The following is a 25,313-nucleotide window of genomic DNA, read 5'->3' as shown; positions in this document are numbered from 1 at the left end:
AAAAAAGAAAAAATGAATCTAATTGAGCGCGCCATGCCTGAAAAAAAGCGTGCGCCTTCCGCAGCAAGGACAAGCCGAGCTACTCTGCAAGTAAGACGAAAAGGATTGCTTTTAGGTGTGCTGAATACGCTAAGAAAAGTAGCTCTGACAGCCGTATTGGATCCGCCTGATACATGGCTGATGCCAATTTCCCCTTTTATTGAAAAAAATGATCTTTGGGTCACGAAGACTGAGACCACTAAAATGGCGACCGCTTTGAGCGGTATGCACATAAACAGCCTGATGTGTTGCCATACGATTTTCCTTAATTCATGACTTGGGATTTTGCATTTTCAAATGCAGCTTGATGTGCAAATGTCCTGCAAAAATGCTGCTTGATCGTGTGTCGAACTCAACTCGAATCGGCTTTTGTTACAACAACATCAATAGCAGCAGTCGTGTATGCATACTTCCAGTAACTTTAATTTGTCGTTTGGAGAGCAAAGAAACGAGAGCCATTTTTAGATATAGAGAAAGAGCCAATGTGCAAAGCTATTGTGAAAATTGGCACTAAAGGCTTAAAAAAAATATGGGTTTATGGATGGGAAATTAAATTTTATAATTTAATTAAATTTATATATTTCAATATCTTATATTTATAATTTGGTGGATTATTTTTTATTTCAGGATTGTTCACAATAATTCATTTTAAAAATACTAAAAATTTTATCCAAAAATACTAAAAACCAGATCGAGGCTCTACTGCTGTCGAAAATGAGTCGCTATTGGGTAAGCTGTGATGCATACCTAGTAGCGACTGCAGGTGAGAAGGGTTTACCAACCGCCATGACGGCCGCCATGACCTTCGCCATAACCGCCTCGTTCGTAGTGCCCACCTTCATGATGAGGGCCATCCCCCCACCAGAAAGGATCATATAGGCAACAACCCGACAAGCTTAATATTGAAAGAATCGCTACGCTTCCCAAGATCACTTTTACTTTGTTCATAGACCTCTCCTTATGACCCGCGCCTACAATACAATAGGATAACGCGGTAAAAATGAAGGTATTGAGATGTTTTGTTGCATAGTGTACAAGGCGCCATACAGCTCATCTTGACTGATCTTTAAACGGGATGTAAAAACCGCTGGCTGTTCTGGCAAATCTGCTGGGTGAGCTGTTGTAATGGTGTAGATTGTTGTTGCCAATGATGCCAGTACAGCAAAATATCGGTTTGTGCTTCAGGTAAAATTTCAACTAATTCGCCGAGCTCCAACGCTGCGCCGAGCTGTAAATCAGGTACAAGACCATAACCTAAACTACGATGAATGGCGTGTACAAAGGCTTCGGACGATGGAATGAAGTGATAGGGGTAACTGTTTGCAGTCAAACCATGCAGTTTCAGCAATACATTTTGATGCATGTGATCTTTTTGATTGAAAATAACCGCAGGTGCCTGCATCAGACTTTGGCGAGAGACGCCGTGCTTAAACCAGCGGGCAATAAAAGTGGGTGTTGCTACCATTTTGTAACGCATATAGCCCAAGGCTTTGGCAGCACATCCCCGTAAAGGTTGCGCTTCTACTGAAATACAGGCATGAGCCTGTCCCGCTTCGAGCAGAGCATGGGTCAAAGACTGGTCATCTATGCGAATTTCTAGAGCGATTTGTTGTTGAATAACCGTATGTTGCAGGCTAGGGAGTAACCATGTGGCGAGTGAGTCGGCATTACTGGCGATCACTACTTTAATAAACTCGGAATTTGCCTGTTTGCCCTGTAGATTTTGTAGAAAATTCTGTTCCATAAAGCGCTGCCGCTGCAAATATTGCAGCAATTGCTCACCTGCGGGTGTGGTCTGGCAAGGTCGCCCGCGAATCAATAGCATTTGCCCAAGCTGCCGCTCGAGTGCCTGTACACGAAGTGATACTGCCGAAGCGGTTAAATGTAACTGTAAACTGGCATGTTCAAAGCTGCCAGTTTCCGCGACAGCGAGAAACGCTTGGCATTGTTTGCTATCGAGCATAATGAAACCTGATTGAGTTTTTTTTAGGTAAGATGGTGTTTATTTAATTTTATTTACTTTTTAGGCGAAATGGAAATCTAAAGACTCTTGACATGATGCTTGAGCAAATTTTTTTTGGTTTATTTTGTTTGTTTATAGGGAAATGTGGTGGAGATCGATCATTTAGCACTGAGAAAGGCGTATTAAAATCTTCATCATCGACCCAATTAAAGCATTTAAAAATGAGAGGCTGACTAAAACAATCAAGATGATTGTAACAAGTTAGTTTTTCCATCAACTGGGTTAAAAAATAGAGAGATAGGTTGCAGATTGACACGATGTTTCATTGTTTTTAGCGTGCTATGTAACAAGGTTAAGGGTTTTTAAAGTCTCAATAATTAAGAAGCTTCAGGTAGTCTTGTGTTTAACCTGAACCCGATAAAAACGATGACTCAAGGTTATATTTGATAAAAATATTGCATAAACAGCATCTTAAAATATTTTTTTACTCAAATAGTTATAGATGGCGATTTCTGGTATCCAGTTTTTTAAAAATTCTGATAGGACTCGGCTGATTTATATTTGAGGTCAGTCGTTTTTGACGCTGTAAAACTGCCAAGCGTAGATGAACGAACCTAAATTTAAAATGTCATATAATTGTCATAAATTAGTCGCAAAATTTGCACAATTTTATGATATGTCGCAAATCGCATGAATCATCAGGCATCGATTGTTACTGAAGCGCATCCAGCGCCAGCAATTGCCCAAAACACAACAAATTCTTCTTCTAAAAATATTCATCTTCCAGCGCCACAGTGGTTTAAATATGTCTTTGCCTTAGTGGTATTGGCATCTTTAACTTATATTGGCGTGCAACTGACTTTTGATTTGTCACAAGTGCCACCGCTGAGTGCGTTTTCTTTCATCATGCTGGGAATGGCATTGGTGATCGCTTTGGGGTTTGAGTTCGTGAACGGTTTTCATGACACAGCCAATGCTGTCGCCACGGTGATTTATACCAATGCCATGCCTGCCCCTGTTGCAGTGATGTGGTCGGGCTTTTTTAACTTTTTGGGTGTTCTGACTGCCAGCGGTGCGGTAGCTTACGGCATTATTGCGTTATTACCTGTCGAGCTGATTTTACATGTTGACAGTGGTGCAGGGTTTGCAATGGTGTTTGCCTTGTTACTTGCGGCGATTCTCTGGAATTTGGGAACATGGTTTTTTGGTATTCCCGCATCCAGTTCACACACCATGATTGGTTCAATTATTGGGGTGGGCATCATGAACCAGTTGCTACACTCGGCAACCGATGGGGTTAGCGGTGTGGATATGGGGCAGGTTCTAAAAGTTGCCAAAGCCTTGTTCTTTTCACCCTTGATTGGTTTTGGTTTGGCTGCTGCTGCATTCCTGTTGTTAAAACTGGTGATGAAAAAGCGTCAAAAAGAATTGTTTGCTGCCCCAGAAGGCAATAAGCCACCTTCATTTTTGGTACGTACTTTGTTGATTTGTACCTGTACAGGGGTGAGTTTTGCCCACGGTTCAAATGACGGTCAAAAAGGTATGGGGTTGATCATGCTGATTTTGATCGGGATTGTGCCATTGGCTTATTCTTTAAATAAAACTATGGATCCTGCGCAAGTACAGTCTTTTGCAGCCTTGTCTGAGAAAACTGCGCATATCTTGGCGGTTGATCATCAGCCAGTGATGCCTGAATTACAAGCACGCGATGTGTTAACGAAGTTTATTCAAACCCACAAATACAATCAGCAAGTGATGCCAGCAGTCGCAAGTTTGTCCAATCATTTGGGTGATGCTGTTGCCAGTTATGGCAGCATGGCAAAAGTACCTGAAAAAGCTACCGTCAATTTGCGTAATGACATGTACTTGAGCAATGCAAGTTTAAAAGAGTTGGATAAAGGCAATCATTTAACACAGTTGTCACCTGCACAAAAAGCGACTGTAGACGATTATCGCCAAAACCTCGACAAAGCGACTCAGTATATTCCAACTTGGGTTAAAGTCGCGGTTGCATTGGCTTTGGGTTTAGGAACCATGGTCGGCTGGAAGCGTATTGTCGTGACTGTCGGTGAGCGTATCGGGAAGACCCATCTGACTTATGGTCAAGGTATGTCAGCAGAACTTGTTGCAATGGGAACGATTATTGCCGCAGATAAATTTGGTTTACCTGTCAGTACTACACATGTATTAAATAGTGCGGTAGCGGGTACCATGACTGCGAATAAATCAGGGTTGCAGTGGGCAACCGTGAAAAGCATTTTGATGGCATGGGTATTGACCTTGCCATGTGCGATGGTACTTTCAGCATCGCTTTACTGGCTGTTCTTGCAGTTCGTTTAATCTGCCGATTTGCATAAAAAAAGACCTCCATGTGAGGTCTTTTTTTATTTGAAGCATCAGGTTTTATACATCAATGATATCGGCAAAGTGAGCACCGAGTAGTTGTGCCAAATCTTGCGGCGATAAACCGACATCCAGTCCGCGTTTGCCACCACTGACATAGATTTTTGCCAAAGTTTCTGCGCTTGCATCAATCACGGTTTTCAGGCGTTTTTTTTGCCCTAGTGGGCTAATGCCACCGACCAGATAACCTGTCAGGCGTTCGGCATCTTTCGGGTCTGCCATGTGTAGCTTTTTACAGCCCAAAGCAGTCGCGACTTTTTTCAGGTTTAACTGATGGTTAACAGGAAGCACCGCAACATAATGATTTTTATCATCTGTAACCAATAAGGTTTTAAAGACTTCATGTACAGCCAGATTGAGTTTTTCTGCGGCTTCTAGTCCGAAACTTTTGGCATTGGCATCATGTTCATATTCATGCAGGCTAAATGAAATTTTTTTCGATTGAAGCAACTTACAGGCAGGGGTCATATCCATCTCTGATGCAAATATACAACAGGTATTATAAGAGCTTTTTAGGCATGATACTGCTGTACGAAGCCGATGATATTTGTGGGTTTGCTGAATAAATGTGCAATGACTCTGCTATTTGTAAGTTTCCGATTTGTCTAATCTTTAGACGTAATAGCTTAATTCTCAATTAATATTTAAAAGCTATGATTTTGCGCCACAAAAAACCCAAGTTATGATGATCAAAAAACTGATTTTCAGTGCAAACCCGAGTAGAATCCGCCTTTCTTTTTTTTCTAGAAAGGCACCGCCTCAACTCGACTTATGATGTTTTTCAAGGAATTCTTATGTTAGCGCTAGATACACAACATGTTCGGATGAATCAGCATGCTGTCGATAAGGCTCAGGCGTTGCAATGTCTAGTGGATATTTTGGTTGAAGATCAACTGGTTCAACCTGAATATATTCAGGGTCTGATTGGGCGTGAACAGCAAAGCGCAACTTATTTAGGACAGGGGATTGCGATTCCTCATGGGACACCACAGTCACGCCAGTACATTTTAGAAACTGGTGTGCGTTTGGCTCACTTCCCTGAGGGTGTGGTCTGGGATGGTGAAAACAAGATTTATTTAGCAGTGGTTATTGCTGCAAAGTCAGATGAACATTTACAAGTTTTACAAATTCTGACTCGGGCATTGCTCGATGATGTTTCTGAGCGTGTGCAAAATGCGCAATCTGCCCAGCAAATTATTGAATTATTACAAGCACAGCCACCTTCTTTGAATTTGCATGAAAATCTGATTACAACACAAGCCGTGGTTACTGATATTGATGATTTTCTCTGGCAAGCCAGCCAATTGTTGAAACAACAAAAAATGGTAGAATCTGGTTTTCTCAGCCAGTTACAACTCAAAAACATGATTCATCTGGGTGAAGATATCTGGTCTATCAGCGCCAATCAGCATGTACTCAGCCCTGCGGTGAGTATCATTAAAGCTGAGCAGCCGATCCAGTATCAAGATCAAAAACTGGGTACATTATTATGTATTGCCAGCAATCCGCAGCTGGACATGTCACAGTTTAACCGACTTATGGATATTTTCTTTGATCCTGAGCAGTTACAAGCGCTGAGCCAACAGCAAGATGCGCAACATCTGGCCCAGTTGATTGGTGCAGATGTGATTCCTGACTGGGCATCACAGCGCGTGATTCTGGCCAATGCGCACGGTTTGCATGCTCGACCTGCCACACAGTTAGTCAATACCTGTAAAGCATTTCAAGGTGAGATACAGGTGTCTGTCGATGGTGGGCAATTCGTATCTGCCAAAAGCTTAACCAAGCTGTTGTCGCTGGGGTGTAAACGTGGTCAAACCCTGACCTTTATTGCAGAACCTGAAACCGATGCCGTCGCTGGTTTAAGTGCAGTGATTGCCGCAGTGAAACAAGGTTTGGGTGAAGAGGTTGAACCTATTCAAGACGAGGCGGACACCGTTGTTGCACCTGAACCTACACATCCAATGCTATCGGAAACGCTGACTGTCCCAGATCAAAGTCAGGGTATTGCTGCCTCATCAGGTCTGGCATTTGGCCCTGCACATGTGGTCAAGCCGCGCCAGTTCCAATATGAACGTTTTGGTTCGAGCGTTAAAGTCGAAAGCGAAAAGTTCGATATCGCCATTCATCAGGTCAAAAACAGTATTCGCCAGTTTATTGCCCAAAGTTCAATTGATGCGATTAAACAGATTTTTATGGCGCATCTGGAAATGCTGGATGACCCTGATCTGATCCAGAGTGTACAACGTGGGTTGAAGCAGAACTTATCTGCCGCAGCCGCGTGGCATGAACACATTGAAGCAGCTGCCAAAGCCCAAGAATCTTTAAATGATCGTTTGTTGGCAGAACGCGCGGCTGACTTACGCGATATTGGTGAGCGTGTATTGGCAGTGTTATGTGGCGCACCAGAAATTGTCGAACCACAAGAACCCTATATTCTAGTGATGCACGACGTTGGACCAAGTGATGTGGCACGCTTAAATAAAGACCGTGTTGCAGGTATTTTGACGGCTGTGGGTGGTGCCAGCGCACATAGCGCGATTGTGGCACGTGCCTTGGGCATTCCTGCGGTGGTCGGTGCAGGGGCGGCAGTGCTGAATATTCCCAATCATAGTGTGGTGTTGATCAATGGCGATACGGGTGAGTTTGTGGTGAAACCCGAAGCGCAGCGCATTGAACAGGCAATGGCCGAGCGGGAGCGTCAGCGTCAACTTCGTGAGCAAGCGGAGCAACATTGTCTGGAACCTGCGATTACTCTAGATCAGCACGCAGTCGAGATTGCAGCGAATATTGGTAAGGTCCACGCCACAGCAAAAGCTGTAGAACAAGGCGCGGAAGCGATTGGTTTATTGCGAACTGAACTGGTGTTTATGTCGCATAACAGCGCACCAAATGAAGCCGTTCAAGAGGCGGATTACCGTGTGGTGTTTGATGCCCTAGCAGGTCGCCCACTGGTGGTGCGTACGCTCGATGTTGGTGGCGACAAGCCATTGCCGTATTTGCCGATGGAACCTGAAGAAAACCCGTTCTTGGGTTTACGTGGTATTCGTTTGACCTTACGTCAACCCGAATTGCTACGTCAGCAACTGGTGGCATTGCTTAAAGCTGCGGATAACCGCCCATTACGGATTATGTTCCCGATGATTGGGCGTGTAGAAGAATGGCGCGAAGCCAAAGCCATTTTGGATGAAGTGCGTGCACAGCATCCGTGTGAACATTTAGAAGTGGGCATCATGGTCGAAGTTCCTGCCGCAGCATTGCTTTCACCAATTTTGGCGCAGGAAGTTGATTTTTTCAGTATTGGAACCAATGACCTGACCCAGTACACCATGGCGATTGACCGTGGTCATCCTGTGTTGTCTGCCGAGGCAGATGGTTTGCACCCAAGTATTTTATTGTTGATTGATCAGACCGTACGCGCAGCGCATCAGCATGGCAAATGGGTCGGCATTTGTGGTGAATTGGCAGGTGATCCGAAAGCTGTTCCTGTTTTAATGGGACTTGGAGTGGACGAGCTGAGCATGTCAAGCACGCGTATTCCATTAGTCAAAGCACAAATACGCCAGTTAAATTTTGCCGATTGTCAGCAATTGGCACAACGTGCATTGTTGTGTGACAGTGCGACCGCAGTCCGTGATTTAGTTGAGTAAGTTCTATGGCAAAAATTTTAACAGTGACGCTCAACCCCGCAATTGATGTTACGTTGCAACTTGACGTGCTGCATGTAGGTGAAGTCAACCGCCATCATGCTGTGCAAACCCATGCTGCGGGTAAAGGCTTAAATGTCGCACAAGTACTCAAAGATTTGGGACATGATGTGGTGGTGACAGGTTTTTTAGGTGAGGCGAATCGTCAGATTTTTGATGCGCATTTTGCCAAAGAATACTTTGAAAACCAGTTTGTTTATATTCAGGGTGAAACTCGCCAAAATATTAAAATTGCGGAAGCTTCGGGTCGCATGACCGATATTAATGGTCAGGGTCTTTATATTGATGCCAACGCTAAGCAGCAGTTGCGCGAAAAAATCCAAGCCATGATTGCCGATATTGATATGGTTGTGATTGCTGGCAGTTTGCCACAAGGTTTTGATGCAAGCGAACTACGAGCCTTAATTGAGTTTCTCAATCGAGAGGGTAAAAAAGTCGCAGTAGATACCAGTGGTTCTGCATTGCGCGCTGCAATTGCAGCCAACCCGTGGCTGATCAAGCCCAACAGTGATGAGTTAACAGAAACTTATCATTTGCCGGCAAACAGTTTTGCTGAACAGCAGCAATTGTTTCAATCACTGGGTCATATGCAGATTCAGCATATTATTGTGTCAATGGGAGAGCAAGGTGTGAACTGGTTGCACCCAACACACCCATTGCATGCCCAAGCGCCACGCGTTCAAGTCAAAAGCACTGTAGGTGCAGGTGATTCACTGGTTGCGGGTATGATTCATGGCTTGTTGAGTAACAATAGCCCTGAAGAAACGCTAAAAACAGCAACTGCGATTGCCAGCCATGCCGTGACCCAGATTGGTTTTCATGTACCAGATTTATCTGTTATTGAAGATTTGAAGCAACAAATCGTCATCAATTCATTGAGTTAATATGATGTCAGAAATTCACCAGATTTTATTTGTTCCGCATAGCCCTGAACATTCGATCAATGCGTTGATTTTGGCAAAAAAACTCGCACAGGTTGCAGGTCAAACAGGGTATCAAGTCCAAGTTGTAGAAAATTTTGAGTCAGCACTCAGCATTTCCACAGATTTATTGGTTGTACTGGGTGATAAACTCCCTGCATTACACAGTATTGCAGCACAGAAAGTCGCTTTGCTGTCTTTAGAACAAGCACAACAGAATACGGCGCAAGCCTTACAACAAGCGCTAGATTCAGCCAAAACACCAGCACAATGGTCACAACAACCTACACAAACTTCGACAGAAGCACGCAAATTTGTGGCGATTACGGCTTGCCCAACAGGTGTTGCCCATACTTTTATGGCGGCTGAAGCCTTACAACATGGCGCTGATAAACTGGGCTATGAGATTCATGTCGAAACTCAAGGTTCGGTTGGGGCGAAAAATATTTTGTCGCCTGAGGCGATTGCTGACGCGGATATCGTGATTTTAGCCACCGATATTGAAGTCAATACTGACCGTTTTGTCGGCAAGCGCGTGTATCGTTGTGGTACAGGCTTTGCATTGAAGCAGACTGATAAAGCCTTTGCCAGTGCGATTCAGGAAGCCAAAGTTCTAGAGTCAGGAAAACAACAGGCAGGCGCGAGTGAATCTGCCGAGAAAAAAGAAAAAGTTGGGATCTATAAACACTTGCTGACAGGTGTGTCCTACATGTTGCCAATGGTCGTGGCGGGCGGTCTGATCATTGCAATTTCATTTATTTTTGGTCTAAATCCTGTTGATGGCAGTTTTGCCGCATCGCTGAAACAAATTGGAGTGGCTGCATTTACCCTGATGGTTCCGATGCTTGCAGGTTATATTGCCTACTCGATTGCCGATCGCCCAGGTTTAACCCCTGGTTTGATTGGTGGTTTACTGGCAGCGCAGTTACAGGCAGGCTTTTTAGGTGGGCTTGTGGCAGGCTTTTTGGCGGGTTATATCGCGCTGTTCCTTGCCAAAAAAGTCAAACTGCCATCGAGCCTAGAAGCCTTAAAACCCATTCTGATTATTCCTTTACTTGCCAGTCTGGCAGTGGGTCTGATCATGATTTATGTTGTGGGGCAACCTGTTGCTCATCTCTTTGAATTATTAAAAATATTTCTAGCGAATATGGGAACAACCAATGCCATGATTATGGGCGTGGTCTTGGGCAGCATGATGTGTATCGATTTGGGTGGACCGATCAATAAAGCCGCGTATGCATTTACGGTGGGGTTGTTGACTTCGCAAACCTATGAGCCGATGGCAATTACCATGGCCGCAGGCATGGTGCCACCTTTGGGTATGGCGATTGCGACCTTTTTGGCAAAAAATAAATTTGCGAAAGCTGAGCAAGATGCAGGTAAAGCTGCGGTTGTCTTGGGCTTGTGTTTTATTTCGGAAGGGGCGATCCCTTTTGCAGCCAAAGACCCGATTCGAGTGATTCCATGTACCATTGCAGGGGGGGCAGTGACAGGGGCACTGGTTGCCATGTTTAAATGTCAATTGGTGACACCACACGGCGGAATTATTGCCTTGATTATTCCAAATGCCATTAACCATCCTTTGCAATACCTGCTGGCGATTGCGATTGGTAGTTTTGTGACAGGAATTAGTTATGCGGTGATTAAACAACGCGTAACCTCAAACCCTGTTACGGCTTAAGCACAAAAAAAGCTGAATCTCCAAAGAGGTTCAGCTTTTTCGATTTATAAGTCTGGACGCATGTGTCCACCTGAAAGCACAATCGCCAATAACAAGCTCACTTTGAGCACGCCAGCACTCAAAAAAATCCGATCATATTTTTTAAGCCATATTTTCATAACAAGTCATCATCCTTTTTAGTTTTTAACATATTGGCATGCCGTTATTGCTGATTAGGTTAAAAACATTTTTATCAATAAAATAGGCATAATTTGTGATAAACGGTATATTTTGTGGTTAAAAAATGAATATTATACTTTTCTATAAAGTATATCTAAAAACAGCTTGAATTAGACCTTAGGGGTAATTCTTTGATTAAAAAGTAGTCAGTTGAAAATAGGTGTTTAAAACCCTAATTGATACGTTATATCGTTTTTAAATCAAAAATATAGCCACTCAACTTATGCAATAAGTGCTGTGTAAAACCTAGAGCTGTCTAAAATTTGTTACAACCCTGTAGTACATCTGAAAACATTTCCTTCTACAATGGCACGCTGTTGAAGTTTTGATGGAAAAAATAGGTTTTTGTCATGATCCATGCTCACCATGCGGTTCACGCGCATGACACCCATGCACATTCTGTTCAGGTTCACGTTCGACATGCACATGGCGCCGCTAAAAAACCACAGCATGTTCAGCCGCAGCATAAAGTACATCATGTTAAAATGACAAAGCATCATATTGCTCATAACGTAGATTTAACGGCGCAAAGTATTAATCTGTCCAAGTTTTCTAATAAACTTGAAAGCATTTCAGCAAGACGAAGTTCGGAAAAATGTGCGCGTAATGTACGTATTGCCTTGCAAACTGCAGGGGCGAATGTATCTAACCACCCAATTGCAGCAGCAAACTGGGGGCGTACCTTAGAGAAAAATGGTTATAAGCAAATTAAACCTGCGTTTAATAAACCAAAGAAAGGCGATATTTATATTATTGATGCGACCAGTAACCATACTTACGGACATATAGCAGGCTATACAGGTTCAGAGTGGATCTCGGATTTTCGCCAAAACAGCTATGCCGTCTATAAAGAGAAAGATGTGGAATATCATTATTATCGTTTAGAGTCAGCAACCTGATTATATTGTTAAACTGGCTATAAACAAAAAAGGCTTAAATTAAAAAATTTAAGCCTTTTTTGTATTCCAGTTGATGATACTGTAATAACTTCTGGCGAGATTTGGAAAGAACCTCAAGAAGTGGTAACAGTATGGATTTTTGAAAATTTAAAAATATTTTTAGTATGTTTGATGATCTTCATATTCTTCATCTTCGTATGATCTACACTACACTTCTTCTGATTGTATTTAGACAACTTTACCTTCAATTAGTTTACGAAACTCTTTTAGAACATCCTTTGCAATTGATAGATTTCTATTTTCTTTCTCGTGAATAAATTCGTCTCCAAATAGGTCTTGGATTTCCTATTCAGCTAATTCTTGCTCATTTATTTCTTTAATCGTCCATTTTGCTACATCAAAGTAGTAGAATTTCTTATTTTAAATCTAGTTTTTTTATCTCAAATAGGGGATAGAGTGTGGGGCTTAAGAAATAAATTATTTAAATAACATTAAACAAATTTGGTTCAATTATTTATGAATGATTTAATAGCAAGATTTTTAAATAGATTTAGTCAGTGGCATGAAATCGGGCTGACAATAATAAAAACTATTATTGCGATTGGGATATTATGCTTAGTTGCCTATCTTTTAACAATTGGCTATATCCCTTCAGAGATTAGCTTTGGCGATACACTTATTTTCTTATTGATTTTTGTCGCTTGTTCTATTGTTTATGCTGGTTTAAGCATGGTGCTTTTTTTCTTTGGGATATCATTACGGCCTGTGGTCTACTGGATTTTTAGTACTGTAGATATGTATTTGCCACCAGATATAAGGATAGGCAAAAAACTTCCTTTTCCAAAGATTAGTATTCTTACATTAGGCTCATCCCTCTATCTTTTATATACTATTCGTAGTCTGCTGTTATTAGATTGGAAAATCAGGCTTTATGTAGCTCTTACTTCAGCCTTTATATCCCTTTTTTCTTATGCTTTTTACATCAATTGGCAGAAGATTAAGGAGTTTAATAACAAATTTGAAAACTTAAAAGATATCATTGATGATCCTGATGCGAGTGAAAATATTAAAAAATTCGCAAGTATCAAATTAAAGAGATTAGAAATTCATATTAAAGATAGTTTACAAATAGCTTTTTTTCTTATTCTTGTTCCTCTTGTGCCCATGTTTTTTATTGGAGATATTGGGAAAGTATTCTTAGACTTTACTATGCAAAAAACAGGTGTAAGTGTAGAAAAAGCAACATTGTATATTAAAGCGCCTTATGCCAATTTAATTGATTTACCAAAAACAACAACTAAAGAGCTAAGTCAGTACCAAATCTTTATTTTTAAGGATATAAAAGTATTGTTTCAGGGTATTGGGAAAAATACTTTAGTCTCTTATAAAGTTAAAAATATTGAAAAACAGATTGTAATTCCAAATGAATATATTTTTGTTGAAAGAGAGCGGAAAGCCAATGAATAATTTAAAATTATTTAGCGGGTCTTTTTGATAGGGTACATCCTATTTTGAAAAATATTATATTTGACAGTATTTTGAATTTCTGCCCTTTAGTTAATAGGATATCTTATTCCTCAAGCTATCAATAACATCAGACCAATCTTGCATCATCTTGATTCGATGCTCTACTAAATGTTGAGCATTATTATAAGTTTGAGATATAGCATTACTTACACGGTGTGCTAGCTGAATTTTAGTCAAATCATGCATGTAACCTTTCTCATCAGAATACTTGGTTTTCTTCTCTAATGGCTTGATTTTTCTGACTTGAGCATCTGTGAGCATTGCTATTTTTCTGCAGAATTGGGGGTATAATTTTGGAGGTGATTTATTATACCCCCCCCAACTATATCGAGATTGCAAGAGATGGAGTGGATAATATTAGACATAAAAAAAGCTTAAACCCTTTAGATTTAAGCCTTTTTATATATCATGAATCTGCATGATAATGAATCTTGGCGGTGAGAGAGGGATTCGAACCCTCGATACGCGCAAACGTATACACACTTTCCAGGCGTGCTCCTTCAGCCACTCGGACACCTCACCAAGGCGTGCGATAGTAACTAAAAAAAAGCAGGCTGCCAAGATTTAATCGCCGCTTTACAGAAAAAATTTTATTTAAATGCTAAGATTGCATCAAAAATCATCTTGGTTTAATTATGCAATGCAAACTATGACCCAAAAGGCAAGATTACCTGCGATGGCTCTCGCAGCACTCGGAGTCGTCTTTGGTGATATTGGTACCAGCCCACTCTATGCCCTAAAAGAATCTTTTCATGAGGCACATGGACTTGGCATTAACCCTGCAAATGTCTTAGGTATTTTGTCGATCATTTTTTGGTGTTTAACGCTGATTATTAGCATTAAATATGTAGCAATCGTTATGCGCGTCGATAACAATGGTGAAGGCGGCATTATGGCATTGCTTGCTTTGAACCTGCGTAAAGCAAAAATTGCTGATAATAAAAAAATCTATCTTATTGCAATTGGTTTTGTTGGAGCATCCTTATTTTTTGGTGATGGAATTATTACCCCAGCCATTTCAGTGCTTTCGGCAGTAGAGGGTTTATCCATCGCAACTGATGTTTTTGATCCCTATATTATGCCAATTGCAATTGTGATTGTGGTGATACTGTTTTTGGTACAAAAACATGGCACAGCATTTGTTGGTAAACTTTTTGGACCACTCACTCTGATTTGGTTTCTGGCGATTGGTATTTTTGGGATCATGAGTATTGCCAAAACACCACTTGTCTTGGGAATGTTTAGTCCACATTGGGCAGTTGAATTCATTTTTACCAACCCAGTGATGTCTTTTTTTGTTATGGGTGCAGTGGTATTGACTGTGACAGGTGGCGAAGCTTTATATGCAGATATGGGGCACTTTGGCCGTACGCCAATTCGCTTCGCGTGGTTTGGTGTAGTTTTACCCTGTTTGGTGTTGAATTATGCAGGTCAAGGGGCCTTATTGCTGCGTAATCCAAGTGCGATTGAGAACCCATTTTTCTTGCTTGTACCTTCGTGGGCATTGTACCCAACGATTATCTTGGCTGCTATTGCAGCTGTCATTGCTTCTCAAGCCGTAATTTCAGGTGTGTTTTCTTTGGCGCGTCAGGCTGTGCAACTTGGATATTTGCCACGGTTTGGCATTAAGCACACTTCCGAATCAGAAGAGGGGCAGATTTATGTGCCTTTTCTGAACTGGTTGTTACTGACAGCCATCATTATTCTGATTCTGATTTTTAAAACCAGTTCTAACTTGGCAAGCGCTTACGGTTTGGCAGTAACTCTGACTATGCTGTGCGATACCTTGCTGATTGGCGTATTTATCTTTTATGCGTGGAAATGGAGTGCACCAAAACTACTGTTGCTGATCACGCCATTTCTGGTTTTGGATATTGTGCTGGTTGCTGCAACTTCGCTGAAAATTGTATCGGGTGGTTGGGTTCCATTGTTGATTGGTGGGATAGCCTTTGGCATTTTGATGACATGGAAACGTGGTCGTGAATTAATGTTTGCTAAACTCGAACATGATACCTTGCCGATTGATTTATTTGTTAAAAGTATTGGTTCAGATACTGTGCATTGGGTACAGGGTGATGCTGTATTCCTGACTGGAACACCAAATGTTGTGCCGCATGCCATGCTGCATAATATTAAACACAATAAAGTACTGCATGAACGTAACATTCTGATCACTGTGATGGTTCAGGATGTCCCATATGTTGCACAGAAAGAACGCATTTTAGTTGAAACTCTCACTGAGCATTTCTACCGTATTCAAGTTTTCTATGGTTTTAAAGATGAACCCAATGTACCACGTGATTTAAAGCAAGCCTATGAAGAACTTGGCTTTGAGTATGATCTCATGCAGATTAGCTTCTTTATTTCGCGAGATCGTGTGGTGCATAAAGTTGGAGATGGCATGTCTCCTTGGCGAGAAAAGCTATTTATTTCTATGCAACGCAATACCAGTCCCGTCAGTGATTTCTATCAAATTCCAACCAATCGTGTGGTTGAGTTAGGTGGGCAAATCGAAATCTAGCTATAAAAAAAACCAAGGCTCAAGCCTTGGTTTTTTTATTTTTTAGCTTACTTATTGGGCTGGTGTAGATGCAGGTGTATCGGGAGTTGCGGCAGGGCTATTGTTATGATCTGCTGCAGGTTGTGGCGTAGGAACAGGTGTATATTTACCACTGCTCATTAAGTCTGCTAATGATCCTGCTTGACCATTTACAGTTGTATGGACTTTAACTTGAGACAGGCTTTCTAGAGTCTCGCCTGGTTGTACAGCAGGCTCTGCAAATGCAGCAGTTGCTGTGAACATTCCCATGAATAACCCAATGCTAACGAAAATATTACGCATACCCGAACTCCAATACTAAAAAATTGTGTGAGTTTTAATCTGAATTAACAATCCCATAGATTGGGATTACCCGCAACTAAGTATACGGAATATCAATAAATTATAGGTATAAGTGTGGTATAACCACAACAAACTGTTACGTAAAAAGCAACTGACAATCTGATGAGTATAAGGATTAGTCATTTGAAAGAAACCAGATATACTTTCTAAAATGGGCTTGCTAAGCTGTTTTTAGTGCTCAAGGATAATCAACATGACCCAAAAACTTAACCATAGTATCCAAGGACTCGTTTTGTTATGTGCATCTGCTGCGACAGGCACTGTTTTTGCACAAGACTCATGCTTATCTCAATTTTATCAGCAGACTCCGCCTGCACTGGTTAAGCAAAGTTTAAATAAAAACACTTTTCCTTTATGTTTTAATGGTTTTGGTCTGGTTTATTCTGGCGTATCTAAAACACCTTTATGGAGTGCTGAGCATCTCACCGCGGAACGTTTAAGCCAGAAAATTAAACGTGAAGACCAGTTTCATGAAGAAGAACAAATTCCAGAGCAGTTTCGTTCCACGCTAGCAGATTATCGCGCTTCAGGTTATGACCGCGGACATATGTCTCCGAATGCGGACATGCCAGACAAAGCTTCACAACATGACAGCTTTTCTTTAGCTAATATGGTGCCACAAGCCCCAAAAAATAATCAGGAAGTCTGGCGGAAGCTTGAAGAAGCCACTCGTAGCTTGGTCAAGAAACAAAAACAGGATGCCTATGTAGTGACAGGGCCGATCTTTACAGGTCAACGCCTAAAAACCATCGGAAAGGGCAAAGTGCTTGTCCCAAGTGTGGTATTTAAAGCAGTATATATGCCGAAGACAGGCGTGATCAGTGCTTACTATGCTCCAAATAATAACTCTCAAGAAGTGCAGGTTGTCAGTGTTTGTCAGATCGAACAGCAAACTGGCTTAAATTTATTTCCACAGCTTTCAGTAGAAACCAAACGTAAAATTTATGATTTGCCACTTACCACCAGTGATGTTCAGGCAGGTCGTGTTCCTGCGCAGATTGGAACGGATCAAAATAGCCAATGTGCTACGCCATCAGCCTCATCGGACATTCATTCATTGCAGCAATCTTTTGGCAATGCTGTGCAACAAGCAACGCAAGATATTGAAAAAACTGTGAATCAAGAAAAAGATAACTTTATAAAAAAGTTATTGAAAGCATTGCTTGATAGTGTGTTGGAATTTTTATTAAAGTTGTTTAAATCTTAACCCCGTTTCAGGGAGCTGAATATGTTTAAACCATTTGCTGAAGACCAGTCATCCTCTGCAATTTATGACTTAACCTTAGAAAATCAGCTAGATTGCATCAATCTGTATGGCAATCTGCAAATTACCAAAGATCAGCAGGGGCTTGCGACAGCCAAAGCACTGCAAAGCTTGATTAATCAGGTGGTTGAAGTATTAGAGCAACAAGAAAACTTGCCCGAGAAGATTGCACATCAACCCGAGCAGGAAGTTGAAAATCCGTTTTTATAAAGTGCTACGAATTTTTTGCCAGCAAAACAGCACAAAGAAAATACTCGACATGGTCAGTACAATACTTAAACCACTGGCAATGTTGAGTAAAGCGCTAGTCCACAAGCCGATACCTAAGGCAATTTGACCGATAATAAACGCATACAGCACCATTTGTTTAGGGGAGTCTGCCAAGAGGCGTGCTGCCAATGCGGGAATGACCAAGAGCGCGCCCATCAATAGGGAGCCGACTGCACGTAGTGCCAATACTGTAAATAATGCCAAAAGCAGCATGAAGATAAAACGCTGCAATTTGGCATTTACGCCTTCACTAATTGCAATATCTGGGTCAATTGCAATCTGAATTTGTGCTGACCAAAATTTCCATAAAATACTGACAGACACAACAATAATGACTGCAAAAACAGGCAGATCTGACCAACTAATGGTGAGTAGATCCCCAAACAGATAACTAAGTAATTCAGGACGTAGAGCAGGGAGGTTTTGAATTAGCATTAAACCTGAACAGAGCAGGGTAGCAGCACATAACGCCAGTAGTGCATCGTTAGGCAAACGACGATCATGCAAAATCCATAAAATACAAACCAGTAAAATCGCTAAGCTTGCGACACCAACCCACATCGGTAACTGTAAAACCCCAGCTACCGCGACGCCGAGTAGCGTGCCATGAGACATGGTATCTGCAAAAAAAGACATACGACGCCAAAGCATGAGGCAGCCGAGTGGCGCAGTTAAAATAATCAGTAAAGCACCCATAACCCATGCTGGGAGCAAAAGTTGAAACCATTCCATCATGCGTTAAGCTTCCGGTTCAGGGTGAATATGGGGGTGGCTATCATGTTCACAGTTTGCTGTCGGACTGTCACCATGTGCGCAGTGGTCATGATGATGCTGATAGAATACTCGCTGTGTCCCGAAAATAGCTTGATACTCAGGATGTTGCTGTACATTTTCTGGAGATCCGCTACAGCAGATATGTTTGTTCAGGCAAACTACACGATGTGTCCCTTGCATGACCCATTGCAGGTCATGTGAAACCATGAGTACCGCACAGCCATAACGCTCAGGCAAACTACGGACATATTCATATAGCTCGGCTTCAGATTGAATATCCAACCCTTGCATCGGTTCATCAAGCACCAAAACCTGTGGTTTGCGTAGTAATGCTCGCGCCAAAAGTACTCGCTGGCGCTCACCACCAGAAAGTTGCTGCACTTTGGCATCTTGAAGTTTTTCAATGCCAGTTTCCGCAATAATCTGTTGTTTAGTTGTGGTATCACACGCCTCTAACGCCAATAAATCTCGGACACGTAACGGCAAACTGTGAGAGGGGTTAAACTTCTGCGGAACATAAGCAAATTTTAAATTGCGATCTTTTAGAATTTTACCAGACGTAGGTTTGACAATGCCTAAAAGGACTTTAATGAGCGTAGATTTTCCAGCGCCATTTGGGCCAATCAGTGTCACAATTTCATTGGGATGTAACTCAAAGTCTACCTGTTTAAGAATCTCGCGTTCATCAATTCGGACATAAATTTTCTGTAATGAAATGAGCGCAGGCGTTAGTGACGTTGTGTGCACTGTTGGCATTTTCCTGAAATTTCAATAATGGTGTGATGAATATTAAATTCATCCGAATGTGCTAATGCATTGAGATGTGCCATTAAGGCATCGGCAGAAGCTTCTTTAACCGCTTTACAGCTTACACAGATTAAAAATGCCGCCTGATGACCTTCACGAGGGTGGCAGCAAGGAATAAAGGCATTAATTGAACTTAAACGATGAATTAAGCCTTTATCCAGTAAAAAGTCCAAACTACGGTAAACGGTTGGTGGTGCAGCAGGTTTATCTGATGTATTTTTTATTTTTGCCAGAATATCATACGCACCAATCGGTCCAGACGCATTTAAAATTAAATGCAGAACCTCCTTACGTAATGGTGTAAGACGTGCACCAGTCGCTAGACACAATGCTTCTGCTTGCTCTAGGCGGACTTGAATATCGCCGTGGTCATGTACCTCGTGTAAGCTATTGGCATGTGAATGCGAACATGAACTCATAAATATCTCACCTATGGTGCATCAAAACAGATAAGTTAACTCTTTTATAACAATATCACTATTTTTGGTGTTATAGTGTAACATTAAATCCCAAGTGATGATATATAGAGATCGTTTGAACATGATGGCGCGTTTTTTTGCAGCGTGTGTCTTGCTGTGTATGAGTGGCAGTTTATGGGCACAGGGCTTGGTTATATCCATTCACCCTTTATACTTAATCGCTAAAGAAGTGACCAAAGGTGTTGAGACGCCAACTTTATTATTGGGAAATCAATCTGGGCATGATGTACAGCTGACACCAGCCAACCGAAAAGCAGTCCAAGATGCAGAGCTGGTGATCTGGTTGGGTAAAGCACATGAGGCGCCATTGGATAAGCTGCTGGGGCACAATCCTAAAGCAATTTCGCTGCTTAACTCTAAGATTTTAGGGACTTTCCCCGTGCGAGATGTACAAGGAAAACCAATTGCCAATACCATCGATACACATGTCTGGCTAGACCCGAATAATGCAGTTCGAATTGGCTTTTTTATTGCTGCATTACGTTCGCAGCAACACCCAGAACATAAAGCTCAATATTGGGCAAATGCAAAAACTTTTGCTCAGCAGCTATTGGTGAGAAGTAAGCAAGTCGGTACGTATAGAAATACGGTTGACTATTGGTCATATCACGATGCTTATCAGTATTTGGAACATGCACTGAATTTACATCTTGCTGGTGCTTTAAGTAGCGACCCGCACATTCCTGCTACGGTCACTCAAATTAAGTATCTCAATGACCATCGCCCATATCCACAAATGTGCTTGTTGGCAGAAGGGCAGGCAAATAGCCAATATCAAATCTTGCAGCCTGTGCGTTTTCAGGCAGTAGACGAAAGTATGAGCGCAGAAAATGACTTTATTCAGGGTTGGACGGATTTAGCAAAAAATATTCAAAATTGCGCAAGAAATATACGAAAATAATCAAATCAAGAGAATCTTAATAGAAAATTAAAAATATATAGATTATTTGAAAATCATACGTCTTAAGTCGGGAAAAGATTGCATGTTTAGGGGGGTGACTCTATAATGCCACCGATTAAAAACGATCATCAGGTTAACTTGTCAAGCTTTTATGCTGTGAGTGGATAATAATGAGCCGACCAAGTCGCATGATTGACCGACGATTGGCGAAAGCTTTGGTCTTCTTGCAAGCATTGACGATACCTGTTGCAACTTTGATTGCGTGGGTGCTTAAAGACATCGTGGTAGCCAAAAGTGTCGCTCTGGGCGGACTGGTTTGCTGGCTGGCACATTGTTACTTTGCCTGGCAATCTTTTCGGGTTGCGGGAGCGCGTGCTTCAAAGCAAGTGCTTTCAAATATGTATCGAGGCATGATGGGCAAGTTTGCTATTGTGATCGTTGGACTGATTTTGATTTTAAGCAATGTCAAGCCGTTGTCATCGGTGGCATTGTTTTGTGGTTTTATTCTCGTTCAAGCCATGTCGTGGGTTGCTCCTTGGTGGGTATCACGTCAACAAAAACGAGTATAGGCGCATAAAAAATTGAATATATAGAGCAAGATGAGATATCTAGCAGCGTGCGATATTCATCTCTCTTTTTATTAATTGACATTGACCAGGTGTGATTTATGGCTGCTGAAGAACATGCCCTTACTTCGACAGAGTATATTAAGCATCACTTGACCAATTTGGCCTATGGCAAAATGCCGGACGGTACATGGAAATTGGCTGAGAATGCGAAAGAAGCTCATGAAATGGGTTTTTCTGCTATTCACTTGGACTCAATGGGTTGGTCAATCGGCTTAGGTCTGATTTTCTGTTTGCTTTTTTGGTGTGTTGCGAAAGCTGCCAATTCTGGTGTGCCTACGAAATTCCAAGCAGCAATTGAAATGGTGATCGAGTTTGTTGACTCAAGCGTTCGCGATACCTTCCATGGTAAATCTCGTTTAATCGCACCACTTTCACTGACCATTTTCGTGTGGATTTTCCTCATGAACCTAATGGACTTGATTCCTGTTGACTGGATTCCATATTTGGCTCAACACATTGGTGCAAGCGTATTTGGCATGGACCCTCATCACGTTTACTTTAAGATTGTTCCATCTACAGACCCGAACATTACCCTTGGTATGTCATTGTCTGTATTTGTACTGATCTTGTTTTATAGCATTCGTGAGAAAGGCATTGGTGGTTTTGTTGGCGAATTGGCGCTTAACCCATTTAACCCAAGTAATCCAATTGCAAAAGCGTGTCTAATTCCTGTGAACTTAATCTTGGAATTAGTAACCTTCCTTGCACGACCAGTTTCATTGGCTCTACGACTTTTCGGTAACATGTATGCGGGTGAATTAATCTTTATCCTTATCGCATTATTACCGTTCTGGATCCAATGGGCGTTGTCTGTGCCTTGGGCTATCTTCCACATTCTCGTAATTACATTGCAAGCATTTATCTTTATGATGCTGACAATCGTTTACTTGAGCATGGCAAGCGAAAAACATTAATGGTAACGCCTAACTATCACAGGGTGGTTAGGCATAAAATTTTTTAATTTAATTGGTATAAACCTAACCTCTGAGGAATTTTTCATGTCTATCGTTCCAGGTTTAGTTGCAATTGCTGCTGCTATTTTGATCGCTTTTGGTGCTTTGGGTACTGCAATTGGTTTTGGTCTTTTAGGTGGTCGCTTCTTGGAAGCTGTTGCTCGTCAACCAGAATTGGCTCCACAACTTCAAACTCGTATGTTCTTAATCGCGGGTCTTCTTGATGCTGTGCCTATGATCGGTGTTGGTATTGGCTTGTTCTTCATCTTCGCTAATCCATTTGTAGGTTAATCAGCTTAATTCCTAAATTAAACTATTGAGGAATAGCAATGAATATCAACCTCACATTGATTGGTCAAGCAATTGCATTTGCGATGTTTGTCGCATTCTGCATGAAATTTGTCTGGCCACCACTAATCAATGCGATTAGTGAGCGTCAGCGTAAAATCGCTGATGGCTTAAATGCTGCAGAAAAAGCGAAAGCTGACCTTGCTGATGCGCAAGCACAAGTAAAGCAAGAGTTAGACGCAGCAAAAGCACAAGCGGCTCAATTGATCGAACAAGCGAACCGTCGTGCAGCACAATTGGTCGAAGAAGCGCGTATTCAAGCATCTGCTGAAGGTGAGCGTATCCGTCAACAAGCGAAAGAAGCTGTTGATACAGAAATCAATTCTGCGCGCGAAGAATTACGTCAACAAGTTGCTGCTCTTGCAGTTACTGGTGCAGAAAAAATCCTGAACCAGCAAGTTGACGCAGAAGCTCACAATGCCATGCTGACTCAGCTGGCTGCTAAACTTTAAGAGAGGCAGATTATGGCTGAATTCTTGACGTTAGCACGCCCATACGCTAAAGCAGCATTTGCTTACGCTTCTGAGCAAAGTGCAACTGACAATTGGTCAAATGCATTAAACTTGCTCAGTGCTGCGGTGCAAGATGAAGCATTTTCAGCTTACTTAAATCGCCCTGAGCTTACACCTGCTGAGCAGGTTAGTCTTTTTGCAAAAATTTTAGGTGAAGACCAAACTGCGGCAGTGTCAAACTTTTTGACATTGCTGGCTGAAAACAGTCGTTTGGCTTTGCTTCCTGAAATTGCTGCAGAATACGAACAACTCAAATCACAGAATAACAATACTGTGGATGTTGTGATTGAATCAGCATTCCCGTTGACTTCTGTACAAGAACAACTATTGGCTCATGCGTTAGAAAAACGTTTTGAAGCTGCAGTAGATGTAACTGTAGAAGTCAATCCTGCATTAATTGCAGGTGTGGTTATTCGTGCAGGCGACCAAGTGATAGATGATTCTGCGCTTAACAAGCTTGAAAAAATGCGGACACGTCTTCTTGCTTAATTGCATAGAAGACTGAACTAATTAAAGATTGAGGTATAGCGCAATGCAACAACTGAATCCATCCGAGATCAGTGCGCTCATTAAACAGCGTATCGGCGATCTGGACACCAGCGCGACCGCTAAAAACGAAGGTACCATTGTTATGGTATCCGACGGTATTGTGCGTATTCACGGCCTTGCTGATGCAATGTACGGTGAAATGATCGAATTCGACGGCGGCTTATTTGGTATGGCACTGAACCTAGAACAGGATTCAGTGGGCGTCGTTGTTTTAGGTAACTACTTAGGCCTTCAAGAAGGTCAAAAAGCTCGTTGTACAGGCCGTGTATTAGAAGTTCCGGTTGGTCCAGAACTTTTAGGTCGTGTCGTAGATGCTTTAGGTAACCCAATTGATGGCAAAGGCCCAATTGATGCAAAATTAACTGATGCTGTTGAAAAAGTAGCACCAGGTGTAATTTGGCGTCAATCAGTGGATCAACCTGTACAAACTGGTTATAAATCAGTAGATACAATGATCCCTGTAGGTCGTGGTCAACGTGAGTTGATCATTGGTGACCGTCAAACTGGTAAAACAGCAATGGCGATCGATGCGATCATCGCTCAGAAAAATTCTGGCATTAAATGTGTATACGTAGCGATTGGTCAAAAACAATCGACTATCGCTAACGTTGTGCGCAAGCTTGAAGAAACTGGTGCTATGGCGTATACGACTGTTGTCGCAGCTGCGGCAGCTGATCCAGCAGCAATGTTGTATTTGGCTCCATATTCTGGCTGTACAATGGGTGAATATTTCCGTGACCGCGGTGAAGATGCGTTAATCATTTATGATGACTTGTCTAAACAAGCTGTTGCGTATCGCCAAATTTCATTGCTTTTACGCCGCCCACCAGGTCGTGAAGCATATCCTGGTGACGTATTCTATTTACACTCACGTCTTCTTGAACGTGCTTCTCGTGTATCTGCTGACTACGTTGAGCAATTCACTAAAGGTGAAGTTAAAGGCCAAACTGGTTCATTAACTGCATTACCGATTATTGAAACTCAAGCCGGTGACGTATCTGCATTCGTACCAACGAACGTAATTTCTATTACAGATGGTCAGATCTTCTTAGAAACTTCATTATTCAACGCGGGTATTCGTCCTGCGGTGAACGCGGGTATTTCTGTATCGCGTGTTGGTGGTTCTGCTCAAACTAAAATCATCAAAAAATTGTCTGGTGGTATCCGTACTGCTTTGGCGCAATACCGTGAATTGGCAGCGTTTGCTCAGTTCGCTTCTGATCTTGATGAAGCAACTCGTAAGCAACTTGAACATGGTCAACGTGTAACTGAGTTAATGAAGCAAAAACAATATGCTCCTTACTCAATTGCTGACCAAGCTGTTTCAATTTATGCATCTAACGAAGGCTATATGGCTGACGTTGAAGTGAAGAAAATCGTTGCATTTGATGCTGCGCTTATTGCTTACTTCCGTTCAGAACATGCTGCGTTAATGCAAAAAATCGATGAAACTGGTGATTACAACAAAGACATCGAAGCTGCAATCAAAGCAGGTATTGAAAGCTTTAAAGCGACTCAAACTTACTAAGTTCAGTCTTAGTTAGGTTTGGTTCACGGATCAACCTTC

Annotated in this window: 24 protein-coding genes, 1 tRNA gene and 3 pseudogenes; 18 read left to right on the top strand and 10 right to left on the bottom strand. The window is 41.9% G+C overall.

Annotated features, from left to right (window positions below):
- Nucleotides 1-33: 33 nt before the first annotated feature.
- Nucleotides 34-315 (top strand): hypothetical protein, encoded by a 282-nt coding sequence (locus tag P255_RS12535; protein WP_035365539.1) that lies wholly within the window; start codon nt 34-36, stop codon nt 313-315.
- Nucleotides 316-813: 498 nt separating this feature from the next.
- Here P255_RS12535 and P255_RS15510 read toward each other — a convergent pair whose 3' ends face one another.
- Together P255_RS15510 and P255_RS12530 are read right to left on the bottom strand one after the other, a co-directional pair.
- Nucleotides 814-987: a hypothetical protein gene (locus P255_RS15510; RefSeq protein ID WP_004902764.1), complete on the bottom strand. Its 174-nt coding sequence runs from the start codon at nt 985-987 to the stop codon at nt 814-816.
- Between the two features lie 118 nt (nt 988-1,105).
- Nucleotides 1,106-2,002, bottom strand: coding sequence for a LysR family transcriptional regulator ArgP (locus P255_RS12530; RefSeq protein WP_004902762.1), 897 nt, complete (start codon nt 2,000-2,002; stop codon nt 1,106-1,108).
- A gap of 690 nt (nt 2,003-2,692) precedes the next feature.
- Here P255_RS12530 and P255_RS12525 point away from each other — a divergent pair.
- Nucleotides 2,693-4,342 (top strand): inorganic phosphate transporter, encoded by a 1,650-nt coding sequence (locus tag P255_RS12525; protein WP_004902760.1) that lies wholly within the window; start codon nt 2,693-2,695, stop codon nt 4,340-4,342.
- Nucleotides 4,343-4,405: 63 nt separating this feature from the next.
- On the opposite strand, the gene ybaK is transcribed toward P255_RS12525, so the two are convergent.
- Complete coding sequence (ybaK, locus tag P255_RS12520; RefSeq protein ID WP_004902758.1) at nt 4,406-4,873, bottom strand: Cys-tRNA(Pro) deacylase; 468 nt, start codon at nt 4,871-4,873, stop codon at nt 4,406-4,408.
- Nucleotides 4,874-5,199: 326 nt separating this feature from the next.
- Here ybaK and fruB point away from each other — a divergent pair.
- The 5 genes and pseudogenes from fruB to P255_RS12500 all read left to right on the top strand — a co-directional run.
- A pseudogene (fruB, locus tag P255_RS15745) lies at nt 5,200-6,322 on the top strand (fused PTS fructose transporter subunit IIA/HPr protein); the annotation flags it as partial.
- An 83-nt stretch (nt 6,323-6,405) separates the two neighbouring features.
- A pseudogene (gene ptsP / locus P255_RS15740) lies at nt 6,406-8,055 on the top strand (phosphoenolpyruvate--protein phosphotransferase); the annotation flags it as partial.
- 5 nt (nt 8,056-8,060) lie between these two features.
- A complete protein-coding gene (pfkB, locus tag P255_RS12510; protein ID WP_004902754.1) occupies nt 8,061-8,996 on the top strand; it encodes a 1-phosphofructokinase in 936 nt (311 codons plus the stop codon).
- Between the two features lie 4 nt (nt 8,997-9,000).
- Nucleotides 9,001-10,713 (top strand): fructose-specific PTS transporter subunit EIIC, encoded by a 1,713-nt coding sequence (locus tag P255_RS12505; protein WP_035365582.1) that lies wholly within the window; start codon nt 9,001-9,003, stop codon nt 10,711-10,713.
- A gap of 569 nt (nt 10,714-11,282) precedes the next feature.
- Nucleotides 11,283-11,831 (top strand): peptidoglycan amidohydrolase family protein, encoded by a 549-nt coding sequence (locus tag P255_RS12500; protein WP_004902747.1) that lies wholly within the window; start codon nt 11,283-11,285, stop codon nt 11,829-11,831.
- A gap of 228 nt (nt 11,832-12,059) precedes the next feature.
- On the opposite strand, the gene P255_RS15735 is transcribed toward P255_RS12500, so the two are convergent.
- On the bottom strand, nt 12,060-12,173 hold the full coding sequence (locus P255_RS15735; protein WP_407637957.1) for a DUF6953 family protein: 114 nt from the start codon (nt 12,171-12,173) through the stop codon (nt 12,060-12,062).
- A 174-nt stretch (nt 12,174-12,347) separates the two neighbouring features.
- Between P255_RS15735 and P255_RS12495 the strand changes: the two genes are divergently transcribed.
- Nucleotides 12,348-13,298, top strand: coding sequence for a hypothetical protein (locus tag P255_RS12495; protein WP_004902745.1), 951 nt, complete (start codon nt 12,348-12,350; stop codon nt 13,296-13,298).
- A gap of 90 nt (nt 13,299-13,388) precedes the next feature.
- On the opposite strand, the pseudogene P255_RS12490 reads toward P255_RS12495, so the two are convergent.
- Together P255_RS12490 and P255_RS12485 are read right to left on the bottom strand one after the other, a co-directional pair.
- Nucleotides 13,389-13,556, bottom strand: a pseudogene (locus P255_RS12490) (tyrosine-type recombinase/integrase); the annotation flags it as partial.
- A 234-nt stretch (nt 13,557-13,790) separates the two neighbouring features.
- A tRNA-Ser gene (locus P255_RS12485) sits at nt 13,791-13,880 on the bottom strand.
- 118 nt (nt 13,881-13,998) lie between these two features.
- Between P255_RS12485 and P255_RS12480 the strand changes: the two genes are divergently transcribed.
- Nucleotides 13,999-15,879, top strand: a complete 1,881-nt coding sequence (locus tag P255_RS12480) for a potassium transporter Kup (protein WP_004902741.1) — start codon at nt 13,999-14,001, stop codon at nt 15,877-15,879.
- 51 nt (nt 15,880-15,930) lie between these two features.
- Here P255_RS12480 and P255_RS12475 read toward each other — a convergent pair whose 3' ends face one another.
- Entirely contained in the window at nt 15,931-16,200 is a 270-nt protein-coding gene (locus tag P255_RS12475; protein ID WP_004902739.1) for a hypothetical protein, read from the bottom strand.
- Nucleotides 16,201-16,453: 253 nt separating this feature from the next.
- Between P255_RS12475 and P255_RS12470 the strand changes: the two genes are divergently transcribed.
- On the top strand, nt 16,454-17,467 hold the full coding sequence (locus P255_RS12470; RefSeq protein WP_004902737.1) for a DNA/RNA non-specific endonuclease: 1,014 nt from the start codon (nt 16,454-16,456) through the stop codon (nt 17,465-17,467).
- Between the two features lie 21 nt (nt 17,468-17,488).
- Nucleotides 17,489-17,734, top strand: coding sequence for a hypothetical protein (locus P255_RS12465; protein WP_004902736.1), 246 nt, complete (start codon nt 17,489-17,491; stop codon nt 17,732-17,734).
- Here the strand turns inward: P255_RS12465 and znuB are convergent.
- From znuB to P255_RS12450, 3 genes are read right to left on the bottom strand one after another with little or no spacing between them, the layout of a single operon-like run.
- Nucleotides 17,729-18,529, bottom strand: a complete 801-nt coding sequence (gene znuB / locus P255_RS12460; RefSeq protein WP_004902734.1) for a zinc ABC transporter permease subunit ZnuB — start codon at nt 18,527-18,529, stop codon at nt 17,729-17,731. The two genes, P255_RS12465 and znuB, sit on opposite strands and share 6 nt — an antisense overlap.
- A 3-nt stretch (nt 18,530-18,532) precedes the next feature.
- A complete protein-coding gene (gene znuC, locus P255_RS12455; RefSeq protein WP_035365536.1) occupies nt 18,533-19,324 on the bottom strand; it encodes a zinc ABC transporter ATP-binding protein ZnuC in 792 nt (263 codons plus the stop codon).
- Nucleotides 19,297-19,794, bottom strand: a complete 498-nt coding sequence (locus P255_RS12450) for a transcriptional repressor (protein ID WP_004902732.1) — start codon at nt 19,792-19,794, stop codon at nt 19,297-19,299. The genes znuC and P255_RS12450 overlap by 28 nt, the downstream gene beginning before the upstream one ends.
- A gap of 124 nt (nt 19,795-19,918) precedes the next feature.
- Between P255_RS12450 and P255_RS12445 the strand changes: the two genes are divergently transcribed.
- From P255_RS12445 to atpA, 7 genes are all read left to right on the top strand, one after another.
- Nucleotides 19,919-20,755 (top strand): metal ABC transporter solute-binding protein, Zn/Mn family, encoded by an 837-nt coding sequence (locus P255_RS12445; RefSeq protein WP_035365534.1) that lies wholly within the window; start codon nt 19,919-19,921, stop codon nt 20,753-20,755.
- A gap of 170 nt (nt 20,756-20,925) precedes the next feature.
- Complete coding sequence (locus P255_RS12440; RefSeq protein ID WP_004750055.1) at nt 20,926-21,324, top strand: ATP synthase subunit I; 399 nt, start codon at nt 20,926-20,928, stop codon at nt 21,322-21,324.
- A 98-nt stretch (nt 21,325-21,422) separates the two neighbouring features.
- Complete coding sequence (gene atpB / locus P255_RS12435) at nt 21,423-22,298, top strand: F0F1 ATP synthase subunit A (RefSeq protein WP_004902730.1); 876 nt, start codon at nt 21,423-21,425, stop codon at nt 22,296-22,298.
- Between the two features lie 84 nt (nt 22,299-22,382).
- On the top strand, nt 22,383-22,628 hold the full coding sequence (atpE, locus tag P255_RS12430) for a F0F1 ATP synthase subunit C (protein WP_004750052.1): 246 nt from the start codon (nt 22,383-22,385) through the stop codon (nt 22,626-22,628).
- Nucleotides 22,629-22,666: 38 nt separating this feature from the next.
- A complete protein-coding gene (locus P255_RS12425; protein WP_004750050.1) occupies nt 22,667-23,137 on the top strand; it encodes a F0F1 ATP synthase subunit B in 471 nt (156 codons plus the stop codon).
- Nucleotides 23,138-23,149: 12 nt separating this feature from the next.
- Nucleotides 23,150-23,686, top strand: a complete 537-nt coding sequence (locus P255_RS12420) for a F0F1 ATP synthase subunit delta (protein ID WP_004902729.1) — start codon at nt 23,150-23,152, stop codon at nt 23,684-23,686.
- A 43-nt stretch (nt 23,687-23,729) separates the two neighbouring features.
- Nucleotides 23,730-25,274 carry a F0F1 ATP synthase subunit alpha gene (atpA, locus tag P255_RS12415; protein WP_004902728.1) on the top strand — a complete coding sequence of 515 codons (1,545 nt, stop codon included), beginning with the start codon at nt 23,730-23,732 and terminating at the stop codon, nt 25,272-25,274.
- Nucleotides 25,275-25,313: the final 39 nt, after the last annotated feature.

It is taken from the genome of Acinetobacter brisouii CIP 110357, from assembly GCF_000488275.1.
GTDB lineage: Bacteria > Pseudomonadota > Gammaproteobacteria > Pseudomonadales > Moraxellaceae > Acinetobacter > Acinetobacter brisouii.
The sequence above is the reverse complement of the archived record's forward strand: the minus strand, read 5'-3'. Positions and strand labels throughout refer to the sequence as shown.